The organism is Pseudoalteromonas apostichopi (assembly GCF_030297135.1).
Classification (GTDB): domain Bacteria; phylum Pseudomonadota; class Gammaproteobacteria; order Enterobacterales; family Alteromonadaceae; genus Pseudoalteromonas; species Pseudoalteromonas apostichopi.
Map to the genome: position 1 here is coordinate 1,741,862 of NZ_AP028065.1, position 21,315 is coordinate 1,763,176.

General features: G+C 41.0%; 18 protein-coding genes. 9 read left to right on the forward strand and 9 right to left on the reverse strand.

All coding sequences use genetic code 11. From position 1 onward, the window contains the following. Position 1 precedes the first annotated feature (1 nt). Entirely contained in the window at positions 2-742 is a 741-nt protein-coding gene (locus QUE86_RS07710) for an isocitrate lyase/PEP mutase family protein (protein WP_130050131.1), read from the reverse strand. A 147-nt stretch (positions 743-889) separates the two neighbouring features. After that, positions 890-2,254: a tRNA uridine-5-carboxymethylaminomethyl(34) synthesis GTPase MnmE gene (mnmE, locus tag QUE86_RS07715; RefSeq protein ID WP_130050130.1), complete on the reverse strand. Its 1,365-nt coding sequence runs from the start codon at positions 2,252-2,254 to the stop codon at positions 890-892. 207 nt (positions 2,255-2,461) lie between these two features. On the opposite strand from mnmE, the gene QUE86_RS07720 reads away from it, so the two are divergent. Both QUE86_RS07720 and QUE86_RS07725 read left to right on the forward strand, forming a co-directional pair. Next, positions 2,462-4,609, forward strand: a complete 2,148-nt coding sequence (locus QUE86_RS07720; protein ID WP_286260274.1) for a TonB-dependent siderophore receptor — start codon at positions 2,462-2,464, stop codon at positions 4,607-4,609. 9 nt (positions 4,610-4,618) lie between these two features. Further along, positions 4,619-5,824: a PepSY-associated TM helix domain-containing protein gene (locus QUE86_RS07725; RefSeq protein WP_286260276.1), complete on the forward strand. Its 1,206-nt coding sequence runs from the start codon at positions 4,619-4,621 to the stop codon at positions 5,822-5,824. A gap of 55 nt (positions 5,825-5,879) precedes the next feature. On the opposite strand, the gene yidC is transcribed toward QUE86_RS07725, so the two are convergent. From yidC to rpmH, 4 genes are all read right to left on the reverse strand, one after another. Further along, positions 5,880-7,511 carry a membrane protein insertase YidC gene (yidC, locus tag QUE86_RS07730; protein WP_286260277.1) on the reverse strand — a complete coding sequence of 544 codons (1,632 nt, stop codon included), beginning with the start codon at positions 7,509-7,511 and terminating at the stop codon, positions 5,880-5,882. Between the two features lie 8 nt (positions 7,512-7,519). Then, positions 7,520-7,792, reverse strand: coding sequence for a membrane protein insertion efficiency factor YidD (gene yidD / locus QUE86_RS07735; RefSeq protein WP_054563758.1), 273 nt, complete (start codon positions 7,790-7,792; stop codon positions 7,520-7,522). 128 nt (positions 7,793-7,920) lie between these two features. Continuing rightward, entirely contained in the window at positions 7,921-8,343 is a 423-nt protein-coding gene (rnpA, locus tag QUE86_RS07740) for a ribonuclease P protein component (RefSeq protein ID WP_130050126.1), read from the reverse strand. A gap of 5 nt (positions 8,344-8,348) precedes the next feature. Continuing rightward, on the reverse strand, positions 8,349-8,483 hold the full coding sequence (rpmH, locus tag QUE86_RS07745) for a 50S ribosomal protein L34 (protein ID WP_045980711.1): 135 nt from the start codon (positions 8,481-8,483) through the stop codon (positions 8,349-8,351). Positions 8,484-8,989: 506 nt separating this feature from the next. On the opposite strand from rpmH, the gene dnaA reads away from it, so the two are divergent. From dnaA to QUE86_RS07780, 7 genes are all read left to right on the forward strand, one after another. Next, positions 8,990-10,387 (forward strand): chromosomal replication initiator protein DnaA, encoded by a 1,398-nt coding sequence (dnaA, locus tag QUE86_RS07750; protein ID WP_130050125.1) that lies wholly within the window; start codon positions 8,990-8,992, stop codon positions 10,385-10,387. A 13-nt stretch (positions 10,388-10,400) separates the two neighbouring features. Then, complete coding sequence (gene dnaN / locus QUE86_RS07755) at positions 10,401-11,504, forward strand: DNA polymerase III subunit beta (RefSeq protein ID WP_054563760.1); 1,104 nt, start codon at positions 10,401-10,403, stop codon at positions 11,502-11,504. 6 nt (positions 11,505-11,510) lie between these two features. Then, positions 11,511-12,605, forward strand: a complete 1,095-nt coding sequence (gene recF, locus QUE86_RS07760) for a DNA replication/repair protein RecF (protein WP_054563761.1) — start codon at positions 11,511-11,513, stop codon at positions 12,603-12,605. Positions 12,606-12,617: 12 nt separating this feature from the next. Then, positions 12,618-15,044: a DNA topoisomerase (ATP-hydrolyzing) subunit B gene (gene gyrB, locus QUE86_RS07765; RefSeq protein ID WP_130050124.1), complete on the forward strand. Its 2,427-nt coding sequence runs from the start codon at positions 12,618-12,620 to the stop codon at positions 15,042-15,044. A 142-nt stretch (positions 15,045-15,186) separates the two neighbouring features. Continuing rightward, the gene (gene glyQ / locus QUE86_RS07770; protein WP_054554789.1) at positions 15,187-16,086 is read left to right on the forward strand and encodes a glycine--tRNA ligase subunit alpha; all 900 of its coding nucleotides are present in this window, start codon (positions 15,187-15,189) and stop codon (positions 16,084-16,086) included. An 8-nt stretch (positions 16,087-16,094) separates the two neighbouring features. Next, positions 16,095-18,164, forward strand: coding sequence for a glycine--tRNA ligase subunit beta (glyS, locus tag QUE86_RS07775; protein ID WP_167659033.1), 2,070 nt, complete (start codon positions 16,095-16,097; stop codon positions 18,162-18,164). A gap of 61 nt (positions 18,165-18,225) precedes the next feature. Beyond that, a complete protein-coding gene (locus tag QUE86_RS07780; protein WP_286260296.1) occupies positions 18,226-18,675 on the forward strand; it encodes an early set domain-containing protein in 450 nt (149 codons plus the stop codon). 417 nt (positions 18,676-19,092) lie between these two features. Here the strand turns inward: QUE86_RS07780 and QUE86_RS07785 are convergent, their stop codons facing one another. The 3 genes from QUE86_RS07785 to fadA form a co-directional block, all read right to left on the reverse strand. Next, complete coding sequence (locus QUE86_RS07785; protein WP_167659035.1) at positions 19,093-19,617, reverse strand: REP-associated tyrosine transposase; 525 nt, start codon at positions 19,615-19,617, stop codon at positions 19,093-19,095. A gap of 135 nt (positions 19,618-19,752) precedes the next feature. Next, positions 19,753-19,992 carry a sulfurtransferase TusA gene (gene tusA / locus QUE86_RS07790; RefSeq protein ID WP_286260298.1) on the reverse strand — a complete coding sequence of 80 codons (240 nt, stop codon included), beginning with the start codon at positions 19,990-19,992 and terminating at the stop codon, positions 19,753-19,755. Positions 19,993-20,145: 153 nt separating this feature from the next. Continuing rightward, complete coding sequence (gene fadA, locus QUE86_RS07795; RefSeq protein WP_130050121.1) at positions 20,146-21,312, reverse strand: acetyl-CoA C-acyltransferase FadA; 1,167 nt, start codon at positions 21,310-21,312, stop codon at positions 20,146-20,148. Positions 21,313-21,315: the final 3 nt, after the last annotated feature.

A 21,315-nucleotide genomic window follows, 5' to 3' on the forward strand; every position in this document is an offset into this window, starting at 1 on the left:
GTTAATTTGCGATCTGAGTTAGGGTGGTTTTTATCGTATTTCCGACTAGATCATAGAGCGAATTACCCAATGAAAACCGTTTTGCGCCACCAGCGAAAGCGGCTTTTGCTGAGTTAAAATTGTTCATAGCCATCACATTTAGTGGCATATCTATCGCGTTAGCTAAGCTGGTTATGTGCTCTATATTAGTTAAGCCAGGTACAAAAAGACCATCTGCACCTGCATCTTGATAAGCTTTTGCGCGCTTCAATGTGACTTTAAAAGGGCTGTCACTAACAAAGTAGGTATCGGTTCTGGCGTTAATAAATAAACTGCCGAAGCCATTTTCGTTAAGTACTTTCTTTATCTCACTAATAATAGTGCATTGCTGTTTGATAGATCTGAGTGCATTCGTGTCTTTGTCTGAGTCTTCAATGTTGATACCTGCAACCCCCAATTTTGCTAACGCAAGAACGTTTTGGCTAATTTGCAGCGGATCGTTACTGTATCCTGATTCTATATCGACAGAGAGTGGAATATGTATGTATTTGGTCAAGCTTTTAACCAGCGCTAACTGAGTTTGAAAAGAGATGTTCTCACCATCAGCTAAACCTAAACTTTCAGCAATGCCCCAGCTGGTTGTTGCTACAGCTTTAGCTCCTGCGGCCTGAATGAATTGTGCTGAACTAAGATCCCACGCATTAGCGAGTACAAAGCCTATTTGCTGGTGGTGTAATTGATGAAAGAGTTGATATTTGTCCATGACGTCCTCCGTTTAATGACATCGCTAGACTAATTGATTTGGGTTTAATTACTGGCTGGTTTCGGCCCTGAACCGATAATTGATTGCTGAATTAAAAACAAAAAAAAGAGTCTTGCGACTCTTTTTTATAATATTGATGACCGGAATTTATTTACCGATACAGAACGAACTAAAGATTTTTCCTAGCAAGTCATCAGAAGTAAATTCACCCGTTATCTCATTTAAGAACTGTTGTGTTAGGCGTAACTCTTCAGCCAGGATCTCACCAGCAATATGCATCTCTAATTGCTCTTTGCCTGTGTTTAAATGATAGGCTGCGTGATCAAGTGCATCTAAGTGACGACGGCGTGCCATAAATCCACCTTCAGTTGCCCCTTGGAAACCTATACATGCCTTTAAGTGAGTACGAACTAACTCTATACCTTCTGCATTTTTGGCACTTAAACGGATCACCGGATATTGTTCATGTTCATCCATTCCGACATTTTCACCGGAAATATCGGCTTTATTTCGAATCACAGTAACGCCCATACCCTCTGGTAACTTGGCCATAAACTCCGGCCAAATATCATGAGGGTCAGTGGCTGATGTGTCTGTGCCGTCTAACATAAATAGTACGCGATCGGCTTGGTTAATTTCTTCCCATGCGCGCTCAATACCAATTTGTTCAACTTTATCAGGGCTTTCGCGTAGGCCTGCGGTATCGATAATATGCAGTGGCATACCATCAATGTGAATATGCTCACGCAATACGTCACGTGTTGTACCGGCTATTTCGGTAACAATAGCTGCATCTCGGCCAGCTAATGCATTTAATAGGCTTGATTTACCAGCGTTAGGGCGACCTGCAATAACAACACGCATACCTTCACGCATGATGCTACCTTGTTTTGCTTGCTGAGTTACATTTTCTAATTGATCAATAATGGCATTGAGATCTGCTGATACTTTACCGTCTGATAGGAAATCGATTTCTTCATCTGGAAAGTCAATAGCGGCTTCAACGTACATACGTAGGTGAATGACTTTTTCCACCAGCGTTTCGATGTGCTTAGAAAATTCACCTTGCAGAGATTGGAGGGCACTTTTTGCTGCCTGTTCACTGGTTGCATTGATGAGATCGGCAATTGCCTCAGCTTGAGTTAAATCAAGCTTGTCATTCATAAATGCGCGCTCAGAGAACTCCCCCGGCTTTGCTAAACGAACACCGTCAATTTGGCTAATTTCTTTTAATAGCATATCAAGTACAACAGGACCGCCATGACCTTGCAGCTCAAGTACGTCTTCACCGGTAAATGAGTTTGGTCCTTGGAAGTATATAGCAATACCTTGGTCAAGCTGCTCACCGCTCAAGCTTTTAAATGGCACATAGTCTGCGTAACGTGTTTTAGGACAACGGCCAATAATGTGCTCTGCCACTGTTTTAGCTAAGCTGCCAGAGACGCGAATAATACCAACCCCACCACGTCCTGGTGCGGTCGCTTGTGCTGCAATTGTGTCTTGATTAATCATGCGATGAAAAATGCCAATAAAAGAATGAATGCTGGCTCTATTGTAACCTATGGCTTAATTTCATGCGAATAGCTGTTTAACCAATGAAGTGTTAAAAGCGCATTGTAAGTAATACTTTATTTAGCTCCGATTAATAAAAAACGGCATTGCAAATGATAATTATATTCATTAACATGTTGCGCATTATTCATTTTGTCCCTTTTTATTATGCGTCTTTCTGCTGTTTTAATTGCACTTGCTGCTGGTTTTTCGACCATTGTCCATGCTCAAACAGAAGTTACTACTTCTGATCAAACCAATTCTAAAGAGATCGAAAAAATAGAAGTTGTTGGCCGTGCGTTTTCTTTATATCGCCCAACCGAGTCAAGCTTTGCAACTCGTACAAATACACCTTTAGAGAAAATTCCTCAGTCAATCCAAATTCTGCCGCAGGAGCTGATCAGCGATCAGGCTGCTCGTCAAATTACCGACCTTTATAGCAATATTGCTGGCGTTAATGCTTTTAGTTATTCGGGCGTGACATTCCGTGGTTTCCGCCAAGATGAGATTTTATATGATGGCGTAAAGGGCGACCCTTTCAATGGTTTTGCTGTACCGCAATTATTTAATATTGAACAAGTTGCGGTTTTAAAAGGGCCTGCTGGCGCTATATATGGTAGTGGTAATCCAGGCGGTATTATTAACTATGTAACTAAGAAGCCTAAATTCACCAGTGAACACAGTATTGAAGTTGAAGTAGGTAATGATGACTTCTTCAGTGGTGCATTAGAAAGCACTGGAACATTGAGTGAATCACTTGATAATCATGCTTACCGTGTTGGTCTTTACCGTGATACTGAAAAGCCATTCCGTGCTAACACTAGCAGCGATAATACTATTGTTGATCTTGGTTATACGTGGCTTATTAACAGTGCAACCGAATTGACCACTCAGTATACCTATATAGAGCAAGAGTTGGGTGGGGCACGTTTACGTGGAGTCCCTGCTGATGATAATGGCAATTTTTTAACTGATATTAGCTGGAATCATAACGAGGCGACAGACTTTCAAAATGTTGAAGCCCATGTCTATCAGGCTACTTTAAAACATGAGTTTAATGATATTTGGCGAACAGATGTCACAACACGCTATTTTGATAACAAAGAAGTACAAAACTACCATGAGCCAAGAGGGCTTGTAGATACTGATGACGACGGTATTGTAGATTGGAGCCATCGTGAGTTTCGTGATCAAGTACGTGAAAACGAAGGCTTTAGTTTAACTGCTAATGCGATTGCAGAATTTATAATTGCAGACATGCAACATCAAGTGCTGCTTGGTAGTGACTGGTATGAGCATGACTTTGAAAGTGCTTACCGCACAGCAAAGCAACAGAGTAAAGGAGGCCCTGTACCAGGTCTTGCTCTTAACGATCCTGAATATGGTTTAACCTCTGCTGATGATTATGATCTTGATAGTATTAAACCAAGGTTAGGTAAAACAAATAGCACTCGCTTTGGTGCGTACTTGCAAGATCAGCTTGATATAACTGCAAATTGGAGTGTTACTGCTGGCTTAAGATATGACCGTTTTGAAGATAAAGATCTGTTAAATCAAACCGAGTTTTCTGATAGCGACTTAACCTACCGTATTGGTACCAGCTATAACATTAACAATATGTTCTTTCCTTATGCGCTTCATGGTACTGGCTTTGTACCACAGGGTGCCAGTGATCAAGAAACAGCAAAAGGCGGACCATTCTCGCCAGAGACTAGCCGTATTAATGAGTTAGGTTTAAGAACCAAATTATTAGAAGACACACTTGCTGTTAATATGGCTGTGTACGATATCGTACGTAAAAACATTCTGCAGCCTAGTTTATTGGGTGATGTTGCAGGCGACGGCGTTGATGACTTAGTTGCGGTGGGTGAAGTTCAAAGTAAAGGTTTTGAACTAGAAGTGGTTGGTGATATCACTGAGCGCTGGGTGGTTACTGCAAGCTACGCCTATAATGATGCCCGTATTACTGAAGCAAATGACAGTATTCGTAACCAAATTCCTGATAGCGATAAATTTGCCAACGCACCGCAAAATACTTTAGGTATATGGACACGCTATGAGCTAGCTAGTTTATCGTCATCTATTTCTGCTGGTTTAGATTATGTTGATGAACAGCTTAGTTTAGGTGGTCAACGCGTTAAACCTTACACTATTTACAACATGGCGTGGCAAACAACCGTTGATAACTGGCAATGGCAGCTATCAGTTAAGAACTTGTTTGATAAAGAATACGCAAGCAGTGGCTTTATCGAGCGAACAGGGCACTTTCCTGGTGAACCACGCCGTGTCTATTTAAGTGCTAAATACAACTTTTAATGGTGGCGTGTGAACGCTAAAAGTTGGTTTAACTTACATTCATGGGCAGGACTCTTTGTTGGAGTCCTGCTTTTTGTTACCTGCGTATCGGGCACACTCGCTACGTTAAGTCATGAACTCGAATACTTAACAGACGCTAAGTACCGTGCTTTAACTTCTTCTGCCTCTACTAACTACCAAGCTCTCGAAAACACCCTTAATAAGCATTATCCGCAAGCTCAGTTACTCTATATACAACGTCATAAGCAAGATTACCTAGCCACTGAAGCGGCCCTTAAAGTCGGTGATTCATTTCGTTTTGTGTATTTAGATGCAGCAACGGGTCGCTTACTCGGTGAAGGAGAGTGGGCGCGGATATCGCGGTTTTTACGTAACTGGCATATGAATTTGTCGATGGGCTGGACGGGCAAATTAATCGTCACCAGTTTGAGTATTTTACTTGTTATTTTATTGGTCTCGAGTATTTATGTGTATCGGCGCTGGTGGCAAGGTTTTATAAAAAAACCTGCTGCGCTTAGCCTTGATAAGCGCAGTAGTTGGTCTGATTGGCATAAGCTGTTAGGGCTTTGGAGTTTATGGTTTATTGCTGTGATGGCCATCACAGGGGTTTGGTATCTGATAGAACATGGACTGCAAACCGCGAAGGTACCTCACTATGTATCTAGTCCACAAGCCTTGAGTGAGTTTAAAAAACAAAGTCCTCGCAAAGGTCTATCGCCAATTAGTTTAGCTGCTGCTTATGAAGCAGCTCAACAGGCATTTAGTAGCCTTGATATTCGCTATATTCGTTATCCTAATGAAGCAAATCAGCCTATTGAAGTGCGCGGTTATAACGATGATATTTTACTGCGTCTACGTGCCAACCGTGTTTATGTAAAACCAATTTCAGGTGAGGTACTTGGTATACAAAAAGGAGAAGAATTACATCTGCTACCTCGAATTAAAGACACCGCAGATCCGCTGCACTTTGGTAACTTTGCAGGAATTGGTACCAAGCTTATTTGGGCGCTATTTGGTGCATTGATGGGCTTTGTAAGCGCTGCAGGCATCTATATGAGTTGGCTTAGGGTTAAGCGTAAAACAACAGCTGGAAAGTGGCTTGGATTATCTGGGGGAATTGCAATTGGTTTGGTGGTTGCTTCGCTGCTAACTACGAGTTTGAGCTTTACTGAGCGAAGTGTGCCCAATCAGGTTTATTCACCTATTCTCGGTTAGCTATTTTCAGGCATTAAAAAAGGCGCAGTTTGCGCCTTTTTGTTGGGTAGAGAGTTTAGCTTCTTACCTTAATACCTTTTTTCTCCATACCGCGGTAGATGATTAGCATCTGTGCGATTGAGATAAGGTTCGATACTAACCAGTAAAGTACTAGGCCAGATGGGAACCATAAGAAGAAAATAGAGAATACTACTGGCATAAAGGTCATCATTTTTTGCTGCATAGGGTCAGTAACCGTCATAGGTTGCAGCTTTTGAGTGATGAACATACTTAAACCAAATAAAACAGGTAATACGTAGTATGGGTCCATTGCTGATAAGTCATTTAGCCATAAAATGAATTCAGCATGACGTAGCTCAGTTGACTCTAAGAATACGTAGAATAATGCTAAGAAGATTGGCATTTGTAGTAACAGCGGGAAACAGCCACCCATAGGGTTCACTTTTTCTTTGCGGTACATTTCCATCATAGCTTGACCGAATTTTTGACGGTCATCACCATACTTCTCTTTTAGAGCTGCCATTTTAGGCTGTAATGCACGCATCTTCGCCATTGACGTGTATTGTGCTTTTGTTAGCGGGTACATTGCTGTCTTAACGATAACAGTGATTGCAATGATAGCTAGACCCCAGTTACCTAGGATGCTGTGTAACCACTTAAGTAATACGAATAGTGGTTGTGAGATAAACCATAACCAACCGTAGTCTACGGTTAAATCTAAGTCTGGGTGAATTGCTTCTAGTACGTCAGACTCTTTCGGACCCATGTAGTAAGTTGAGCTAAGTGTTGCTTGCGTACCCGCTTGTACGTTAACTGCTTCACCTTTAGTACCAATAATTGCCGCATTACCAGATACAAGCTTAGTGTAAAGAGTGTTTTGTTGGTCTTGCTTAGGTACCCATGCACTTACAAAGTAGTGTTGAATAAATGCAATGTAGCCGCCAGATGTAGTGATATTAAGGTTCTTATCAGCCATATCTGAGAAGCTGTATTTTTCATATGGCTCTTCTTCAGTACCATATGCGCCGCCTAAGTAGTTTTGATCTACTAGACTACCTTTTTCTTGTACTGTGCGTTTTACTTGTGTGTATAACTGCACTTGAATTGGATCAGCTGTTACGTTGTTTACTGTGTACTCTAAATCTACAGCGTAGTCGCCTTTTTTGAAGATATAAGTTTTAGTAAACGTCACACCTTTACTGTCAGTAAACTCTAGTGGTACACGTAGTTCATCACCCGTTAAAGTAAATGCTTTTTGTGTGGTTTTATAAACAGGGCGGCCTTCAACAGTTGCATCTGGGCCATTTAAACCAATTAAGCCACTTTGTGAGAAGTATTGTTTACCATCAAACTCACCTAATAGCATATAAGGTGTGTTACTGCCTTTATCTTCTTCGTACTGAAGTAAGTCTGTCTCAATGATGTCACCACCACGGGTGTCAATCTTAACAGTGAATACATCAGTTGTTACATCGATAACTGAGCGCTTTGCTGTAGTAGCAGCTGGAACTTCACCGTCAGATGATGCTGGAATAAAGTCATCAGATTCCGGTGTAGTTGCGCCTAGTGTTTGTGTTGTGGCACTTGGATCAGCTTTTGGTGCGTTGTAGTCGTTATTCCATTCTTGAAATAATAAAAACGACACAAGCATCAAGCCGATTAATAAAAACGTGCGTTGCGATTCCATAACAGCTCTTATTTCTCGTGTTGGTGGTTAATATGATTTTTTGCCGGTACGGGATCATCCCCACCAGCATGTAAAGGGTGGCATTTTAATATGCGTTTAACAGCTAACCAACTGCCTTTTACACTTCCATGCAAATTAATTGCTTGAATAGCGTAACTAGAGCAGGTTGGATTAAAACGACAATGCGGGCCTAATAGTGGGCTTATCCATTTTTGATAGCCGCGTATTAGCATGACTAAACAGCGCTTTGGAATAGCAACAAGTGGTTTAAGTAACCTCATGATGTGTCTGCCCCTGCGTTAATTTAGTCAATGGATACCATGAATTTAAATTCCCATCGTAGAATTTTAAATGCATGATTAAAAGGTGAGCTAAAGATACCTTAATTAAGCCTGTAATTCTATTGCTATCAGGCTTGTTTATTAGATTTAGCTGATTTATTCGGGCGTTTTTTAAATGGTGGTGGTTTAGGTGCACCAGGCTTGCAGCGTTCGTTAATTTTTCGCCACAATTTATTTAGTTGCTTTGTTAGCTCTTCGTTGGACTGTTCATCAATACCACTTTTAACCATAAGCACAATATCAATGTTATCGATTTTATGTTGATTTAAACGGAAACTTTCGCGAGCAAGTCGTTTAATTCGATTACGTTGACAGGCTTTTTTAACGCGTTTTTTTGCGACCGTAAGACCTAATCGAGGATTAGTTTGGTCATTGCGTTTAGCTAATAGAGTAAAGAAAGGAGTCGCAGCGCGTGCTGGTTCATTAAAGATTCGAGAGTAATGCGAGGGAGTTAACAGACGTAACTCCCTGCTGAAGCTAAAGTCTTCCACTTATATTAAGCAGAAAGAACTTTACGGCCTTTAGCACGACGACGAGCTAATACTTTACGGCCATTTGCTGATGCCATACGAGCACGGAAACCGTGTGTACGTTTGCGTTTTAAAACGCTAGGTTGAAAAGTTCTTTTCATAACAATTCCATCCGATCGGTTAAGGTTAAAACATCCTATGCAGGTCGCGATCCTGGCACAGGTGCCATTGCGAGCGCGAGATATTATAGATGAAGACAATAAAAGTCAATCATTAAAACGCTGCAGAGGTAGTAATTATAAAGGATCCTTTTTCGTGATCATATAGGATCATCATAAATAAGAAGTTTTCCACAGCCTCTGTATAAAAAGTGAATAAAAGCTTGGGAAAAGCCAATTCGATCGTAGAATTTGATCGCGATCTGCCTGCAAATTTGTTATGATCACTGTTCGAGCTTAAAAAATAAATTTCTTAAAAATCAGTGTTTTATTCTTTTATGTTGCTGAGATCATATTTTTCATAAAAATCAATCTTGTACTTGTGGATAAAGTACCTTCATAATAGTCGGTCTGGGCCAAGAAAGTTGGTCAAAGATTAGCAATAAATGTTTGATTTTCCATCATTAAAGATGAACGGGAATAAAAATTAAATCTCTGGGAGTTTAACTGTGTATCTGTCGGTTTGGCAAAGTTGTTTATATGTATTGCAAGATGAATTGCCTTCACAGCAATTCAGTATGTGGGTAAGACCACTTCAAGCAGAAAGTACCGAAGATACGTTGACTATATATGCACCTAACCGTTTCGTTTTGGATTGGGTGAGAGAAAAGTATTTAAACCGTATTAATGAACTACTCGTTGAAATTTGTGGTGATGAAGCACCTGAGCTACGTTTTGATGTTGGTAGTAAACCAATTTTAAATGCCCAAGTGGCATCAGCACCGGCTGCTTCAGAAGCTAGCGCATCTGTTCCACAACAAGCTGCCGAAAAGCAACAGCCAAAGCCTGAAAAAGCAGCGGTAGAACCTGCACCAAAATCAGGTTATAAATCAAACATTAAAGAAAATTATACTTTTGATAGCTTTGTTGAAGGTAAATCAAACCAATTAGCAAAAGCTGCAGCGACTCAAGTTGCAGATAACCCAGGTTCAGCATTTAACCCTGTATTTATATATGGTGGTACGGGCTTAGGTAAAACTCACTTATTACATGCTGTTGGTAACGGTATTATGGCAAATAAGCCAGACGCTAAAATTGTCTATATGCACTCAGAGCGATTTGTGCAAGATATGGTTAAAGCGCTGCAAAATAATGCCATTGAAGAATTTAAACGTTATTACCGAAGTGTTGATGCATTGATGATCGATGATATTCAATTTTTCGCTAATAAAGAGCGCTCACAAGAAGAGTTTTTCCATACATTCAACGCTTTACTTGAAGGAAATCAACAGATTATATTAACTTCAGACCGCTATCCCAAAGAGATAGAAGGGGTTGAAGATCGCCTTAAATCACGTTTTGGTTGGGGTTTAACAATTGCTATTGAGCCGCCAGAACTTGAAACGCGCGTTGCCATTTTGATGAAAAAAGCGCAGCAAAGTAAAATTAATTTACCCCATGAAGTGGCCTTTTTTATCGCTAAAAAATTGCGTTCAAATGTGCGTGAATTAGAAGGGGCGTTAAACCGCGTTATTGCTAATGCAAACTTTACTGGTCGTCCGATTTCGATCGACTTTGTAAAAGAAGCCCTGCGAGACTTACTTGCTCTGCAAGATAAACTGGTAACGATAGATAATATCCAACGTACAGTTGCTGAGTATTACCGCATTCGTGTATCAGACTTACTATCTAAACGTCGAAGCCGTTCAGTAGCAAGACCACGTCAAGTGGCCATGGCATTATCAAAAGAACTTACAAATCACAGTTTACCTGAGATTGGCGACGCTTTTGGTGGTCGCGATCACACAACTGTATTACACGCTTGTCGTAAAGTTAAATCACTACGTGATGAAAGCCACGAAGTGAAAGAAGATTATCAAAACTTAATAAGAACCTTGTCATCTTAAGGCCGACTTTATTATGCAAATAACAATATCAAGAGAGCAATTTTTAAAACCTTTAGTTCAAGTGTCTGGTGCGATTGAGCGTAAGCACACCTTACCTATTTTATCGAACGTACTTTTAGTTGTTGAAAACGGACAACTTTCGATGACGGGTACCGATCTTGAAATTGAGTTAGTGGCGAGTGTGTTTGTAGGTGAAGATACCACTGATACGCAACTCACTTTACCAGCTAAAAAGTTACTCGATATTTGTAAAAGTTTACCTGATGGCTCAGACCTTACGTTAAGTAGCCAAGATCATCAGTTACTACTAACCAGTGGTAAAAGCCGTTTTTCTTTAACAACGCTTGCCGCTGAAGATTTTCCGAATCTTGAGCAGTGGGATGGTGAAGTTGAATTTCAACTAACGCGTTTAGAGTTACGCAAGCTTTTAGAAAGCACGCATTTTTCTATGGCGAATCAAGACGTACGTTATTATTTAAACGGTATGTCATTTGAAGTTGATAACGCAGATATTAAAACAGTGGCTACAGATGGTCACCGTTTGGCGATTGCACAAAAGCAATTACCGCAATCATTAAATACGCAACGTCAGTTAATTATTCCACGTAAAGGTGTACAAGAAATTATGCGCCTAATGGTGGCTGATGATGAGCTAGTTACCATTCAATTCGGTGCTAATCATATTCGTATTATTGATACTGAATTTACGTTTACCAGTAAACTAGTTGATGGTCGTTTCCCTGATTATCGTCGAGTATTGCCGCGTGGTGGTGACAAGGTGATTACTGCTAACCGTGAATGGCTACGTAGTGCTTTTCAGCGAGTGTCTATTTTATCGAATGAAAAGTTCCGTGGCGTACGTTTAAACCTGTCTGAAGGTTTATTAAAAATTACAGCAAACAACCCTGAGCAAGAACAAGCTGAAGAGGTCGTTGAAGTAATGTACCAAGGCGGCGAACTTGAAATTGGCTTTAACGTTTCTTATGTCCTTGATGTACTTAATACATTAAAAACAGAAGATGTTACGTTTACGCTTGCAGATTCTAATAGCAGTGCGCTAATTGAAGGTGCGGGTGACGAAGAAGCTATGTACGTTGTTATGCCGATGCGCCTATAAGCTTATATGAGTTTAAGTCATTTAAGCCTCAATAATTTTCGGAATATTGAGGCGCTGACACTTGAGCCGGTTAATGGCATAAACATTATCTACGGCGAAAATGGCAGCGGAAAAACTAGTCTCCTTGAGGCGATTTATTTCCTTTCTCACGGTAAATCATTTCGTACCGCCAAACATAAAAATATCATTCAGCATCAACAAGACAAGTTTGTGATACATGGTCGAAAAGCACTACACGACTTGTCTATCCCAATTGGTATTAGTAAAAACCAAGCGGGTGAAACATCTTTAAAGATTCAGGGAAAAACGAGCCGTAAAATTTCTGAATTAGCGCAGCTAGTACCGGTGCAAGTTATTACACCTGAAAGCTATTCATTGTTTTTTGGTGGCCCAAAAGAGCGTAGAAAATTTCTCGATTTAGGATTGTTCCACGTGGAACATGACTTTTTTTATTTATGGCAGTCCTTTAATAAAGTACTGAAACAACGTAATGCTTTATTAAAAAGTAAACCTCGAGATTATTTCGAACAGATCAAGTTTTGGGATAAAGAATTTGTTAGACTAGCTGAACAAATAAATAATTTAAGAATCGCGTATATAAGTAGGTTTAAGCAGCAGTTTTTTGATAAAATGTGTGCAGAATTAACGCTTGTAAGCGATTTAGAAATTAACTTTCATGCGGGCTGGAAAGAGAGTGAAACGCTCTCAGAGGCGCTTGAGCAAAGCTTTGAACGTGATGCCAAACAAGGTTTCACAAGTAAGGGGCCGCATAAAGCTGATTTTAGTTTTAGTGTTTCTGGTAACAGTGTAGAAAATACATTTTCTCGTGGTCAATTGAAGCTCTTGCTTTATGCGTTAAAAGTAACGCAAAATAGCTTAATTGAGTCAGAAACAGATAAGCAATCTATATTGCTAATAGATGACTTACCTTCAGAACTGGGTGAAGATACAAAAGAAAAAGTGGGTCAGCTTTTGACTCATTGCGATTCGCAACTTTTTATCTCATCAATTTTATCTGAAAGTATTTCTGCTGTGGTGGAACCCATGCAACGAGAACTAAAAATGTTCCACGTGAAACATGGCAACCTAATAACAAGATAAGTGGGATTAACCATGTCTGAGAATTACGATTCGTCGAGTATTAAAGTACTTAAAGGATTAGACGCAGTAAGAAAGCGTCCAGGAATGTATATAGGGGACACCGATGACGGTACAGGCCTACACCACATGGTGTTTGAGGTTGTTGATAACTCTATCGATGAAGCCTTAGCTGGTCATTGTGATGATATTTTTGTAACGATTCACTTAGACGGTTCAGTCTCTGTAAGAGATAACGGTCGTGGTATTCCTACATCTATTCACGAAGAAGAAGGTGTTTCTGCGGCTGAAGTTATCATGACGGTACTTCACGCTGGTGGTAAGTTCGATGATAACTCATATAAAGTATCGGGTGGCTTACACGGTGTAGGTGTTTCGGTTGTAAATGCGCTATCTGAAAAACTACAACTGACAATTCGTCGTGAAGGCAAAATTCACCAACAAACTTATACTATGGGTGTACCAGATGCACCATTAGCTGTAATTGGTGATGCAACTGACACCGGTACTGAATTACGTTTTTGGCCAAGCGGTGAAACATTCACTGACTTAAACTTCCACTACGATATTTTAGCAAAGCGTTTACGTGAGCTTTCGTTCTTAAACTCTGGTGTAAGTATCATTCTTACCGATGAGCGTGAAGAAGCTAAAAATGACCACTTTAAATATGAAGGTGGTATTCAGGCATTCGTAGAATATCTAAACCGTAACAAAACACCTGTACATAAAAGTGTTTTCCACTTTACTCATGAGCGTGAAGAAGACGGTATTAGTGTAGAAGTATCAATGCAGTGGAACGATGGTTTCCAAGAAAGCATTTATTGTTTTACAAACAACATTCCACAACGTGATGGTGGTACGCACTTAGCTGGCTTTAGAGCCGCATTAACGCGTACGCTAAATAACTACATGGAAAAAGAAGGCTTTAACAAAAAAGCGAAAACAACAAGCAATGCAACGGGTGATGACGCTCGTGAAGGCTTAACTGCAGTTGTAAGTGTTAAAGTACCTGATCCTAAGTTCTCATCACAAACTAAAGATAAACTAGTATCAAGTGAAGTGAAATCTGCTGTAGAGCAAGCAATGGCAGAAAAACTAACAGAGTTCTTATTAGAAAATCCTGTTGATGCTAAAACTGTTGTTGGCAAAATCATTGATGCAGCACGTGCACGTGAAGCAGCTCGTAAAGCGCGTGAAATGACACGTCGTAAAGGCGCAATGGATTTAGCCGGTTTACCAGGTAAATTGGCTGATTGCCAAGAAAAAGATCCAGCACTTTCAGAACTATACATAGTGGAGGGTGACTCTGCAGGTGGTTCAGCTAAGCAGGGTCGTAACCGCAAAAATCAAGCTATCTTGCCACTTAAAGGTAAGATTCTTAACGTTGAAAAAGCACGCTTTGATAAGATGCTTTCTTCGCAAGAAGTAGCGACATTAATCACAGCATTAGGTTGTGGTATTGGTCGTGATGAATATGACCCAGAAAAGCTTCGTTATCATCGTATCATCATTATGACCGATGCGGACGTGGATGGTTCTCACATTCGTACCTTGCTACTGACTTTCTTCTACCGTCAAATGCCAGAGATTGTAGAAAAAGGCTTTATCTATATTGCGCAACCACCACTTTATAAAGTGAAAAAAGGTAAGCAAGAACGCTACATTAAAGATGACCCAGCGCTTGTTGATTACCTAACGTCATTAGCATTGAACAATGCTGCACTGTATACGAGTGAAGGTGCAACTGCACTTGAAGGTGAAGAATTAGAAAGAATTGTTCACGATTATCAAAATACAGTAAAAGTAATTGAACGTTTAAAACGTAAATATCCAAATTCGGTTATGGAACGTTTAATCTATCAAAGCGAAATTACAGAAGCTGATTTAGCAAATGAAGCAAAAGTAAAAGAGTGGACTAACACGCTTGTTGAAGACTTAATTGCACGCGATGAAGATGCAACTATTTTCCACGCGAGCACTGAGCACGATACAGAACGCAACATGTATTATCCTGTTGTGAATATTCGCCAACATGGTGTGGACAAAGCGCATGTATTGAACTTCGACTTCATTACATCTCGTGACTACAAACGCATTGCAGCGACAGGTGTTAACATTGCTAACTTACTTGAAGAAGGCGCATATATTCAACGTGGTGAGAAAACTCATGCTGTTGATAACTTTGTTGATGCATTAGAGTGGTTAATTAGTGAATCGAAACGTGGCCTTTATATCCAACGCTATAAAGGACTAGGAGAGATGAACCCAGATCAACTTTGGGAAACCACCATGGACCCAGGCGCACGTCGTATGTTGAAAGTAACAATTGAAGATGCGGTTGCAGCTGACCAATTGTTCGCGACACTAATGGGTGACCAAGTTGAACCTCGTCGTGACTTCATTGAAACGAATGCACTACGTGTAGTTAACTTAGACGTGTAAAGTTAGAATTGATAATTAAAAAGGAGCCAACTGGCTCCTTTTTTTATTGCTGAAAAAGCACAAACTGCTTAAAACCTTACTGCACACAAGGTATACTGAGAGCAATTTTCAGACTAAACGCACCAGATACTATAAGCCAAATATGCAAAAATATGACGTTAAAACCTTCCAAGGTTTGATCCTGGCTTTACAGGACTATTGGGCACAGCAAGGCTGTGTGATTGCTCAACCACTCGATATGGAAGTGGGAGCAGGGACATTTCATCCGTTAACTTTCTTAAAGTCGATTGGTCCAGAGCCAATGTCGAGCGCGTATGTTCAACCATGCCGTCGTCCAACTGATGGTCGTTATGGTGAAAACCCAAACCGCTTACAACATTACTACCAATTCCAAGTAGTATTAAAACCATCACCAGAGAACATCCAAGAGCTCTATTTAGGCTCTTTAGCTGCGGTAGGTATCGATACGCTAACTGACGAAGTTCGCTTCGTAGAAGACAACTGGGAGTCGCCTACATTAGGTGCTTGGGGTCTAGGTTGGGAAATCTGGTTGAACGGCATGGAAGTGACGCAGTTCACTTACTTCCAACAAGTAGGTGGCCTAGAGTGCTCACCAGTAACAGGTGAGATCACGTATGGTCTTGAGCGTTTAGCAATGTACATTCAGGGCGTAGATAGCATCTATGACCTTGTATGGGCAGATGGTCCTATGGGTCGTGTCACATACGGTGATGTATTCCATCAAAATGAAGTAGAGCAATCGGCTTATAACTTCGAACAAGCGGATGTTGAGTTCTTATTTGCACAGTTTGATCACTGTGAAAAAGAAAGCGAAAAGCTAATTGAAGCAGGCTTACCATTACCAGCTTATGAGCAAGTAATGAAAGCATCACATGCGTTTAACTTATTAGACGCTCGTCACGCTATCTCAGTAACAGAACGTCAACGTTATATCTTACGTGTTCGTGCTTTATCTAAAGCATGTGCGCAAAGTTACTATGATGCCCGTGAAGCTCTTGGTTTCCCGCTTTGTAAGGATTAAGAATTAGCATGTCAGCAGAAAATTTATTAGTAGAAATTGGCACTGAAGAGTTGCCACCGAAAGCACTTCGTAAACTTGCTGAGTCGTTTGCTGAGAACTTAGCAGCTGAGCTTGCAAGCTTAGAATTAGCTCATCAAGGCGTTAATTGGTACGCATCACCACGTCGTTTAGGTTTACGTGTTACTGCACTTGAAGCTAAACAAAGTGATAAGGTTGTAGAAAAGCGCGGCCCTGCAGTAGCAGCGGCTTTTGACGCAGATGGCAACCCAACTAAAGCCGCAATGGGTTGGGCTCGTGGTTGTGGCATCGATGTAAGCGACGCACAAACGCTAGAAACAGATAAAGGTGCTTGGTTATTACACAAAGCACAGGTTGAAGGTCAAGCAACTACCTCGCTTATGAGCGATGCTGTAAACAAAGCGCTTGCTAAATTACCTATCCCTAAACCAATGCGTTGGGGTGCAAATAAAACACAATTTATCCGCCCAGTGCACACTGCGACTATTTTATTTGGTAGCACGCTAATCGAAGGTGAAATCCTTGGTAAGCAAGTTGGCAACCAATTACAAGGTCACCGTTTCCATCATCCAGAAAAAGTAACAATTAACCACGCAGATGACGTGTTTGATGTTCTTAAATCTGCTTATGTTGTCGCTGACTTCGAAACACGTAAAGCACAAATTCGTGAACAGATTGAAGCTGCAGCAACAGCTGTAAATGCAAAAGTAGCGATGGATGAAGACTTACTGGAAGAAGTAACATCTCTTGTTGAGTGGCCAGTAACATTAACAGCAACATTTGAAGAAGCCTTCTTAGATGTCCCTTCAGAAGCGCTTATCTATACTATGAAGGACGACCAAAAATACTTCCCGTTATTAGACCAAGACGGCAACTTACTTAACAAGTTCCTATTTGTTTCTAATATCGAAAGTAAAGATCCAAGCGTGGTAATTGCTGGTAACGAAAAGGTGGTTCGTCCACGTTTAGCTGATGCGCAATTCTTCTATGAAACTGATAAGAAGAAAACGCTAGAGAGCCGTTTAGAATCGCTTGATACTGTTTTATTCCAAAAGCAATTGGGTACGTTAAAAGACAAATCTGAGCGTATCAGTGAACTTGCAGGTTACATTGCGGAGCAATTAGGTGCCGATGCCGAGCTGGCTAAGCGTGCAGGTTTATTAAGTAAAACAGACTTAATGACCGAAATGGTGATGGAGTTTACCGACGTACAAGGTGTAATGGGTATGCATTATGCTCGTCACGACGGTGAAGCCGAAGAAGTTGCACTAGCGCAAAATGAACAATATATGCCTCGCTTCGCGGGTGATAATTTACCAACCAATGTGATCAGCTGTGCAGTAGCAATTGCTGATAAGTTTGATACGCTGGTGGGTATTTTTGGTATTGGTCAAGCGCCAAAAGGCGACAAAGACCCATTTGCACTTCGCCGTGCAGCGATTGGTGCATTACGCATTATGGTTGAAAAATCATTACCGCTAGATATTTTAGATCTAGTTGCTAAGTCACAAACGCTATTCGGCGAGAAGCTAACAAACCTAAACGTATCAACAGATGTGTTTGAGTTTATGCTAGGTCGTTTCCGCGCCTGGTACCAAGATGAAGGTATCGAAGTTGATGTGATCCAAGCTGTGCTAGCTCGTCGTCCAACTAAACCAGTTGATTTTGACCGTCGTGTTAAAGCGGTAAGTCACTTCCGTACATTAGAGGCTGCAGAAGCGCTTGCAGCAGCAAATAAACGCGTAAGCAATATTCTGGCTAAGAATGACATCACAACACAAGGTGATGTAAATGAGAGCCTATTAAGCGATGATGCAGAAAAAGTATTAGCGTCGCATGTTGCGAAGTTTGCAACTGAGCTTGCACCTCTATATGCAAATGGTGATTACCAAGAAGCATTGTCACAACTTGCGGGTATCCGTGAGAGTGTTGATAATTTCTTCGATAATGTCATGGTAATGGCCGATGACGAAGCAGTTAAACAAAACCGTTTAGCATTGTTAAGCCAACTAAGCCGTCTGTTTTTAGATATTGCTGATATCTCTGTACTTCAGAAGTAAGCAGTAGCCAATTAATAAAAGCCAGCTCAGTGCTGGCTTTTTTGTAGCATAAGGAATAGTAATGAAACGTGTAATTACTTTAGCATTAGCAGGCTTATTAACAGCCTGTTCTAGCCAAATGCAAATGCCAAGCATCGATGATATTCTGCTAAGCAAAGACCTTGACCGTACTATGTATTTACGTGGTGACTTTACCTTGTGGGATGCCGAACCTCAGTATCAATTAGAGCAAGTTGCACCAGGTATATTCCAAACCGAAGTTAAGTTTTCAACACCTGGTAAGGTTTATGAATTCAAAATAGCGGATGCTGATTTTAGCGAAGGCTATAACTGCGGTTACAGTGATATGGACCCTGCAGGGCAATCATTGGTTTTAGGCCAAGCTGCCAATGCCGACTGTAATACTATCTACAATTATTTCAGCTTTAAACCCGCTGCAAAAGGTATGTATGTAGTGAGTTTTGATTATCGTAACAGTAATCAACCAAAAGTGACGGTAACCCGAAAGTAAAGCTCTGTGCTGGTAGGTTGGGTAGAGCGGAGCGAAACCCAACGCATACACTGCAACGAATTAGCTATCGGGAGGGTTTGATTTGCCAGCAATCACGTTGGGTTTCGTTGCTCTCAACCCAACCTACGTACTCAAACCCGCTGCAAAAGGCGAGTATGTAGTGAGCTTCGATTACCGCAATAGCAATCAACCAAAAGTGACAGCAACTCGGAAGTAAAGCTCTGCGCTGGTAGGTTGGGTAGAGCGGAGCGAAACCCAACGCATACACTCACCTTGAAGATTAGCTGGCGTATCTAACTCTGCAACGGATTAATTATCGGGAGTGTTGGATTTGCTAGCAATCACGTTGGGTTTCGTTGCTCTCAACACAACCTACACTGATTAGGCTAGCGTTAGAACAAAGCGCCAGCCTTCTCATCAATCTTCATATAGATTAAGTGCGATATCTAACTCATCATCTGACAAATTAAAAACAGATGACTTACTCAATTTCCTATAAGACGAAAATGGCCAGTCTTCAACTTGATTCACGTATTTATGTTTTACAGGGTTGAAGTAAATATAATTAATATGGTTCATTAGGTCTTGCTCGTCCTTTATATAATGCTCCCAATACCGTCTCTGCCAAATACCTCGTTCACATTTCTGAATGCGGCTAGGCGATTTATGCTCGCAATTATTTAGTTGTCTAGAAAAATTAGACTTAATTAATCGCCACCGTTTTGAATAATCACAATCCCCAACGGGTAGTTGCCAAATAGCGTGTAAGTGATCTGGAAGAATGACAATGGCAAGCGTTTTAAAAGGGTGTGACTTAGCCACACTTTTATAAGCTGAACGTAGCAGAGTGATGTTTGAAGTTAAAAGTGCTGAGTTTCTTTGCGCAATCGCTAGAGTAAAGAAATAGGTGCCCCCGGGGATTAATACTCTTCTGTATCGCATACATTCATCCTTGAATGTTAAATGATAAGAGTAGTTTAATTTCGATTAAAAGTTGAACTTCACGAACTTTAATTTGTTGCTATCATCCTTCAGTTACGTTGGGTTTCGCTTCGCTCTACCCAACCTACGAGCTCGTTACAACCCTTTCTTTAACAAGTATCGATACGGTGCTTGTTCTACATCTTTAGCCAGAAGTGTGTGATCCATAAAAGTACAAAAGCTTGGAATATCACGGGTAGTTGATGGGTCATCGGCGATGATAAGCAATGTTTCACCATCTTTCATTTTACGCACTGCGCCACGCACCATCATGACAGGTTCTGGACAACGAAGGCCAAGTGCATCTAATTGGTGATCGGGATTATCAAAACTCATGGCTGACCTTTTGAATGAAAGAGACAATTAATAAGCGGCTATTTTAACTTTCTATTGCCGCCTGTTTCAATAACCTAAAGCAAAGCAAATAAAAAAGGCGCACTGAGCAAATCAGTGCGCCTTTTTATCACCAAGATGTTTGGTGTGAGCTCGTTACTCTACGCGCTCAAATACAGTTGCAATACCTTGACCTAAACCAATACACATAGTTGCTAGACCGTATTTAGCGTTCTTGTCTTCCATTAGGTGAACAAGCGTTGTGCTAATACGTGAACCAGAACAACCTAGTGGGTGACCAAGTGCAATTGCACCACCATTTAGGTTAACTTTTTCATCTACCACATCCATCAGACCTAGGTCTTTTAATACTGGTAGAGATTGTGCTGCGAATGCTTCGTTCAGCTCTGCAACATCGATATCGTCAATTGTGATACCTGCTTGTTGAAGTGCTTTTTGCGATGCCGGAACAGGACCATAACCCATAATTGATGGATCGCAACCTGCAACAGCCATTGATTTAATACGCGCACGAATTGGTAAACCAAGTTCTTTTGCTTTCTCTTCGCTCATTACAAGCATTGCTGACGCGCCGTCAGAAAGTGCAGATGAAGTACCTGCAGTTACGCTACCTGATGCTGGATTGAATACAGGGCGTAGTTGCGATAAGCCTTCAACAGTCGTCTCAGGACGAATTACTTCATCGTCTTCAACTAAGATTAAAGAACCATCTGCATCGTGACCTTCCATTGCTAGGATTTCACGGCGGAAACGACCTTCAACTGTTGCAGCGTGTGCACGTTGGTGTGAACGGTAAGCAAATTCGTCTTGCTGCTGACGGCTAATGCCGTGAAGCGTTGCAAGGTATTCAGCAGTTAAACCCATTACGCCAGCAGCTTGTGCTACAGACGTTGATAAACCTGGGTGAAAATCATTACCATGAGTCATAGGTACGTGACCCATGTGTTCAACACCACCAATGATGTAGGTATCGCCAGCGCCAGTCATAATAGCGCGTGCTGCATCATGTAATGCTTGCATTGATGAACCACATAAACGGTTAACCGTTACCGCTGGTACAGAGTGAGGGATACCGGCTAGTAATGCCGCATTTCGGGCAATGTTGAAACCTTGCTCTAACGTTTGTTGAACACAGCCCCAGTAAATATCATCAATTGATGCTGGATCAACGGCTGGGTTACGGTCTAACAAACCTTTCATTAAGTGAGCACTTAAATCTTCCGCACGCTTGTTTTTGAATACGCCGTTCTTTGAACGACCCATTGGTGTGCGGATACAATCTACGATTACTGGATTATTCATGTT